This is a genomic window from Streptomyces sp. NPDC017202, assembly GCF_044331705.1.
Taxonomy (GTDB): domain Bacteria; phylum Actinomycetota; class Actinomycetes; order Streptomycetales; family Streptomycetaceae; genus Streptomyces.
This window is the reverse complement of sequence record NZ_JBIRNP010000013.1, coordinates 179,705-186,082: the sequence shown is the minus strand read 5'-3', so window position 1 is coordinate 186,082 and position 6,378 is coordinate 179,705. Positions and strand designations below refer to the sequence as shown.

General features: G+C 70.1%; 9 protein-coding genes. 1 reads left to right on the top strand and 8 read right to left on the bottom strand.

Annotation, left to right across the window (positions count from 1 at the left end; all coding sequences use genetic code 11):
• Window positions 1-162 precede the first annotated feature (162 nt).
• Window positions 163-753 (bottom strand): flavodoxin family protein, encoded by a 591-nt coding sequence (locus ACH4N1_RS24485; protein ID WP_398100072.1) that lies wholly within the window; start codon window positions 751-753, stop codon window positions 163-165.
• Window positions 754-889: 136 nt separating this feature from the next.
• On the opposite strand from ACH4N1_RS24485, the gene ACH4N1_RS24480 reads away from it, so the two are divergent.
• Window positions 890-1,291 carry a winged helix-turn-helix transcriptional regulator gene (locus ACH4N1_RS24480; protein ID WP_398100070.1) on the top strand — a complete coding sequence of 134 codons (402 nt, stop codon included), beginning with the start codon at window positions 890-892 and terminating at the stop codon, window positions 1,289-1,291.
• Here ACH4N1_RS24480 and mutM read toward each other — a convergent pair.
• From mutM to rsmD, 7 genes are all read right to left on the bottom strand, one after another.
• The gene (gene mutM / locus ACH4N1_RS24475) at window positions 1,264-2,148 is read right to left on the bottom strand and encodes a bifunctional DNA-formamidopyrimidine glycosylase/DNA-(apurinic or apyrimidinic site) lyase (protein WP_398100068.1); all 885 of its coding nucleotides are present in this window, start codon (window positions 2,146-2,148) and stop codon (window positions 1,264-1,266) included. The two genes, ACH4N1_RS24480 and mutM, sit on opposite strands and share 28 nt — an antisense overlap.
• A gap of 86 nt (window positions 2,149-2,234) precedes the next feature.
• Window positions 2,235-3,083 (bottom strand): ribonuclease III, encoded by an 849-nt coding sequence (gene rnc / locus ACH4N1_RS24470; RefSeq protein WP_398100066.1) that lies wholly within the window; start codon window positions 3,081-3,083, stop codon window positions 2,235-2,237.
• Window positions 3,084-3,090: 7 nt separating this feature from the next.
• Window positions 3,091-3,264 carry a 50S ribosomal protein L32 gene (gene rpmF, locus ACH4N1_RS24465; RefSeq protein WP_007493396.1) on the bottom strand — a complete coding sequence of 58 codons (174 nt, stop codon included), beginning with the start codon at window positions 3,262-3,264 and terminating at the stop codon, window positions 3,091-3,093.
• Between the two features lie 2 nt (window positions 3,265-3,266).
• The gene (locus ACH4N1_RS24460; protein ID WP_366058076.1) at window positions 3,267-3,920 is read right to left on the bottom strand and encodes a YceD family protein; all 654 of its coding nucleotides are present in this window, start codon (window positions 3,918-3,920) and stop codon (window positions 3,267-3,269) included.
• A gap of 155 nt (window positions 3,921-4,075) precedes the next feature.
• Window positions 4,076-5,149, bottom strand: a complete 1,074-nt coding sequence (locus ACH4N1_RS24455; RefSeq protein WP_398100064.1) for an ATP synthase F0 subunit B — start codon at window positions 5,147-5,149, stop codon at window positions 4,076-4,078.
• A 99-nt stretch (window positions 5,150-5,248) separates the two neighbouring features.
• A complete protein-coding gene (gene coaD, locus ACH4N1_RS24450) occupies window positions 5,249-5,728 on the bottom strand; it encodes a pantetheine-phosphate adenylyltransferase (protein WP_382787960.1) in 480 nt (159 codons plus the stop codon).
• A gap of 26 nt (window positions 5,729-5,754) precedes the next feature.
• Window positions 5,755-6,342 carry a 16S rRNA (guanine(966)-N(2))-methyltransferase RsmD gene (gene rsmD, locus ACH4N1_RS24445; protein WP_398100062.1) on the bottom strand — a complete coding sequence of 196 codons (588 nt, stop codon included), beginning with the start codon at window positions 6,340-6,342 and terminating at the stop codon, window positions 5,755-5,757.
• Between the last annotated feature and the right edge of the window lie 36 nt (window positions 6,343-6,378).

Sequence of the window (6,378 nt, the reverse complement as noted above, 5' to 3'; positions counted from 1 at the left end):
AGGGCGTGTCTGACAATTCGCGTCGGATCAGTGCGCGGCGTCTGGTGCGGTGCATCGCAAGGCGGAGGATCGCCCGTGTACTGGATGTACTCGGGCGATCCGACAACGCGGCGAGGTGCCGTGCCAGGCGTCGCGCGCCCGACGGGAATTGTCAGACACGCCCTAGGCGGCCAGGGCCGCGCGGCCCGTGGCGAGGGTCCTCGCCGTCTCCGTGACCCGGCGGCCCAGGTGTTCCGCGGTGGCGACGTCCGCCTTGTGCACCGCGTCGGGGCCCTCGTCGACGTTGGTCTGGGCGGCCGCGCCGAGGAAGACGCCGAGGCGGTTGAGGTCGTCCTCGGAGGCCGTGCTGCTGTTCCAGCCGGGGAGCAGGCCGAGGTTGACCCAGTGCATGCCGAGCTGTGCGGCCAGGATCTGGAAGAACTGCAGGGTGTGCAGTTTGTCTCCGCTCTTGGAACCGGAGTTGGTGAAGCCGGCGGCCAGCTTGTCCTTCCAGGCCTGGGTGGCCCAGCGGGCGGAGGTCGCCTCGGCGAAGGTGTGGAAGGCGGCGGACGCGGTGCCCATGTAGGTGGGCGAGCCGAACACGATCGCGTCCGAGCGGTCGAGGAGCGCCCACTGCTCCTCGGTGATCGCGTCGACCTCGATCAGGTGCGCCTCGGCGCCGGCCTGGACGGCACCGGAGCGGACGGCCTCCGCGATGACGGCGGTGTGGCCGTAGCCGGAGTGGTAGGCGATGGAGACAACAGGGGTGGTCACGTGCGTCCTCCTCGGGGCAGGTAAAGGGAACCGGCGGAAGCGGGGGCGACAGCTCACCACCGATGACGAAAGGAAAGCACTAACTTCTAGTTAGTGCAACCTGCCGGTTAGCGCTGCGTTCGAGTACGCTTGGGTCATGACCGGCATTCAGGAGCGCACCCCGGAGCAGGACCTCCCGTACAACGTGTTCGCCAAGGCCTGCCCCTCACGCGGCACGCTGGAGCACGTGACGGGCCGCTGGGGCGCTCTCACCCTGGGAGCCCTGCACGAGGGCTCGCTGCGCTTCAACGAACTGCGCCGACGCGTCGACGGCGTCAGCGAGAAGATGCTGTCCCAGACGCTGCACGCGCTGGAGCGCGACGGTCTGGTGCACCGCGAGGCGCAGCCGACCAACCCGCCCCGCGTGGACTACGAACTGACGCCTCTGGGCCACGAGGTCGCGGAGCGGCTGCTCGGCCTGATCCGCCTGGTGGAGGGCCGGATGGACGAGGTCCTGGCGTCCCGCGGGCGCTACGACGAGACGCGCGGCGGCTTCTGACACCGCGGGCAGAAGTAGCTGGACCTGTTCATCCAGGGGCGCCGGCGCATCGGTGTGCCGCAGCGCCGGCACGGCAGTCCCTCGCGCCCGTAGGCGTCCAGCGACCGGTCGAAGTAGCCCGACTCGCCGTTGACGTTGACGTACAGGCTGTCGAAGCTGGTGCCGCCGACGTCGAGCGCCGCCGTCATCACGTCCCGGACGTGGCCGAGCAGTTCGAGGGTGCGGGGGCGGGTGAAGCCGGCCGTGGGGCGGTCGTAGTGGAGGCGGGAACGCCACAGCGCCTCGTCGGCGTAGATGTTGCCGACACCGCTGATCAGCGACTGGTCGAGCAGGGCCCGCTTGATGGTGCTGCGCTTGCGCCGCAGGGCCTGGTGGAAGGCCTCGTCGTCGAACAGCGGGTCGAGGGGGTCGCGCGCGATGTGCGCGATGACGTCGGGCAGCCCGTCGGGGGTGGTGTCGTGCAGCGACAGACCGCCGAAGGTGCGCTGGTCGACGAAGCGCAGCTCGGTGCCCCCCGCCTCGGTGGCCGCTGGTGTCAGCGTGTCGGCGAAGCGGACCCGGATGCGCAGGTGCTTCTCGTCGGGAGCCGCGTGGGGCTGGACCAGGAGCTGGCCGCTCATGCCGAGGTGGGCCAGGATCGCCTGCGAGGTGTCCTCCAGCGGCAGCCACAGGTACTTGCCGCGACGGCTGGGGGTGCCGATGCGATGGCCTTCGAGACGGTGCGCGAAGTCGTCGGCGCCGGCCAGGTGACGGCGTACGGCACGCGGGTGCAGCACCTCGGCGTCGGCGACCGTGCGATGGGCGACCCACCGCTCCAGACCGCGCCGGACGACCTCGACCTCGGGCAACTCGGGCATGGGACTCCCCGTACGGAACGCCCGCCTCCGGGTGGAGGGCGGGCGCTCGTCTCGTACTACTACCGGTGGTGCTGCGGCGGTGTTCGTCAGGCGGAGGCGGACTCGGGGTCCGGGCTGCTGCCGTCGACGGTCTCGACGGCCCGGGCCGCCGTCGCCGCCTCGGCACGCTCGTCCGCCGCGGCCCGGATGGACCGCCACGCGGACTCGGCGGCCTGCTGCTCCGCCTCCTTCTTGCTGCGGCCGGTGCCGGTGCCGTACGAGACGCCTCCGACGCGGGCGGCAGCAGTGAAGGTCTTCTCGTGATCGGGGCCGGTCTCCGTCACCAGGTACTCGGGCACGCCGAGTCCTTCGGTCGCGGTGAGCTCCTGGAGACTGGTCTTCCAGTCCAGGCCGGCTCCGAGGTTCGAGGACTTCTCGATCAGCGGGTCGAACAGGCGGTGCACCAGTTCGGAGGCCGCGTCGAGGCCCTGGTCGAGATAGACCGCGCCGATCACCGCTTCGAGGGTGTCGGCGAGGATGGACGCCTTGTCCCGGCCGCCCGTGCCCTCTTCACCGCGGCCGAGCCGGATGAAGGAGCCCAGGTCGAGGCCACGACCGACCTCCGCCAACGCACGCGAGTTGACCACCGCGGCCCGCAACTTGGCCAGTTGGCCTTCGGGCAGGTCGGGGTGGGTGCGGTACAGCGTGTCCGTGACGACGAGGCCGAGCACGGAGTCCCCGAGGAACTCCAGCCGCTCGTTCGTCGGCAGACCGCCGTTCTCGTACGCGTAGGAACGGTGGGTCAGCGCACGCACCAGAAGGGCGGACTCGAGCTGATAGCCGAGCCGCCCTTCCAGAAGCGTGTGGGACGAGGCCGTGTTGTCCGCCTTTTTCTTGGCGACGGAATCCGCCTTGACGTCATCCGCCTGCTTGGGGCTAGACACGGTGCCTCTCACCAGCCGCTCAGACCTCGAGGACCTGGCGCTTGTTGTAGGTGCCGCAAGACGGGCACGCGATGTGCTGCAGCTTGGGCTCGTGGCAGCGCTCGCACGCAACCAGGGTGGGGACCGCAGCCTTCCACTGCGACCGGCGGTGGCGCGTGTTGCTGCGCGACATCTTCCGCTTCGGAACAGCCACGGCTACTTCTCCTGCTTCTCGTTGGCGGGCACCGATCGAGGCGCTTCGCCACTCATCTCGTCCTTCTCGCCGTCTTCGAGTGAACCGGCGAGTCCCTGCAGTGCCGCCCAACGGATGTCGACGGCGTCATGGTGGTGGTCCGGGTCGTCCGCAAGGCGTGCTCCGCACTGGGCGCACAGTCCTGGGCAGTCGTCCTGGCACACCGGCTGCATCGGCAGTGCGAGCACCACCGCATCACGCAGCACGGGTTCGAGGTCGAACAGGCCGTCCTCGAGAAAGAGCATGTCCTCGTCTTCCTCGGCGTCGTCGGCCGGTTCCGCCTTCACGCGGCCCCGGTCGTCGGCGTCAGGGTACGAGAACATCTCCTGGAAATCCGCTTCGAGCTCCAGCCCGACCGGCTCCAGACACCTTACGCACTCCCCCTCGGCCTGTGCACGGGCGGTGCCCGTGACGAGCACTCCGTCCATGACCGACTCGAGTCGGAGTTCCAGCTTCACCGGGGCGCCTTCCGGCACTCCGATGACCCCCTGGATCCCGAGGTCCCCGGGGGCTTCGATCTCACGGGACAGGCGCTGGAGCGCGCCAGGACGCCGCCCCAGCTCGTGTGTGTCGAACACGAGAGGGTTGCGGTGGTCGAGGCGGGCGTTCAGGGCCATTCCTGCTTTCGATCTTCCGTGCTGTGGGGGCCGCCGCCCTCAGGTGTTGCGGGCAGCAGCGATCGCGGACATACACGCGACCGAAGAGCCAGGATACTGGAGCATTCGCTCACAGCCCAATCCGGTGTCCCCGGCCCCGCCCCGGACCTCGGCTGCTACAGGCCGCGGCCCTGTTCGTAGGCGCGCAGCTGCTCGGCGCTGATCATGCTGGTGTCGAACAGGCTGGCCTCGTCGAGGGCGTAACCCTGCTGCTCCTGCGGGGCCTGCTGGGCCTGCTGCTGCGGGTCGTACGGCGCCTGCCGGGGGTCGTAGCCCTGGGCGGGGGCCCCGCCCGTCTGCGCGTAGTCGAACGTGGCGGCGTAGGGGTCGGCCTGCTGGTAGCCGTAGGCGTCCTGCTGCCGGCCGTAGTCCTGCTGCTGGTAGCCGTACGGGTCCGGCTGCTGGTAGGCGTAGGCCTCCTGGGACTGCTCGTACGGCCGCTGCGCGGGCTGCCCGGCCGGGGTGTCCTGCTCGGCGAGGGCGGCGAGGTCGGCGAGGTAGTCGGCGTCGGAGGAGTGCTGGAAGGTCGTGTCGTCGTCGGCGAGGGCGCCGAGGTCGTCGCTGGCGATCCGGCCGTGCAGCTTCTGCCGGCCGCGGCCGACGGCCTCCAGGGTCTTGGCGAGAACCGCCTCGAAGGCACCCAGCTTGACGTCCACGTAGGCGTCGGCGTCGCGGCGCAGGGTCTCCGGGTCGTGGCTGCGCTCCGGGGCGTCCTCGTCCTCGTACCCCTGCTCGTCGACGCCGGGGCCGGTGCCCAGGAGCTTCTCGCGGCCGCGGCCGACGGAGCCGAGGGTCTTGGTGAGGACGACCTCGAAGTTGGCGAGCTTGGAGTCGACGTAGTCGTCGGCCTCCGCGCGGATGTCCTCGGCCTCCTTGCGGGCCTCGGCCAGGATGCGGTCCGCCTCGGCCTGCGAGCGGCGGGCGATCTCGGTGTCGGAGATCAGGGAGCCGCGCTCGGCGTGCGCGGTGGAGATGATCCGGTCGGCCTCCTGACGGGCCTGCTCCACCATCTGCTCGCGGCCGCCGATCAGCTCCCGGGCCTGGGCGAGGGAGTCGGGCAGCGCGGCCCGCACCTCTTCGAGGAGGGCGAGCAGTTCGGCGCGGTTGACCACGCACGAGGCCGACATCGGCATCGACCGGGCACTGGAGACCGCCGTGACGATCTCGTCGAGCTTCTTCTGCACGTCCACCGGTTGCTCGCCACTCTCTGCTGCTGTGTTGGAGACGGACGGAACGACTGTACGGCCACGAGGTGTCCGGCGGACACCGAGTGACGGGCCGTCAGGTTCTCAGTCCTTGCGGAGCCGTTCGGCGAGTGCCTCGAGGACGAGCGGCGGGACCAGGTGGGAGACGTCGCCGCCCCAGGTCGCGACCTCCTTGACCAGGGAGGACGACAGGAAGCTGTAGGTGGGGTTGGTGGGGACGAACAGCGTCTCGACACCGGAGAGGCCGTTGTTCATCTGGGCCATCTGCAGCTCGTAGTCGAAGTCGCTGACGGCGCGCAGGCCCTTGACGATGGCCGGGATCTCGCGCTGTTTGCAGAAGTCGACGAGGAGACCGTGGAAGGCCTCGACGCGGACGTTCCCGTACTCGGCGGTTACCTGGCGGATCAGGTCGATCCGCTCGTCGATCTCGAACAGGCCCTTCTTGGACTTGTTGATCATCACCGCGACGTAGACCTCGTCGTACAGACGGGAGGCGCGGGAAATGATGTCGAGATGTCCGTTGGTGATCGGGTCGAACGACCCGGGACAGACGGCGCGGCGCACTTGAGATCCCTCGCTCTCCGGTCCGGTCATCGTGCGTCTTCGCACGTAGAGGCGGCGCGACCGTACCAAAACGTTCCCTCGCCGTACCGACGGGACCGGATCGCTTCGAAGCCGTCCGGCCAGCCGAAGACGCCGCCTCTGGTGCTGCGCTCCACGGTGACGAGGGCTTCCGCCGCGAGCCACCCCTCCGAGCGGAGTGTGAGCAGGATCTCCCGAAGATCGTCATCCGTGACGGCGTACGGGGGGTCGAGGAAGACGAGGTCGTACGGCTCCGTCGGCGGCGTCTGGATGATCTGCCGGGCCTTACCGGCCCGCACCTCGGCGCCCGGCAGGCCGAGGGTCCGCACGTTCTCCCGGATCGTGCGGGCCGCTCGCGCGTCGGCCTCGACGAGCAGGGTGTGGCCGGCCCCCCGGGAAAGGGCCTCCAGCCCCACGGCGCCGGAGCCGGCGTAGAGGTCCAGGACGCGTTCGCCGTCGAGGGGGGCGCCGCCGAGCAGGGACTGCCAGGTGGAGAAGAGGGCCTCGCGCGCGCGGTCGGAGGTGGGGCGGGTGCCGGTCCCTGGCGGGACGGCCAGGCGACGTCCGCCGGCTTTTCCGGCGATCACGCGGGTCATCTCGGGGTCCTTGTTCGGGGGCGTCTTGACGTGGCC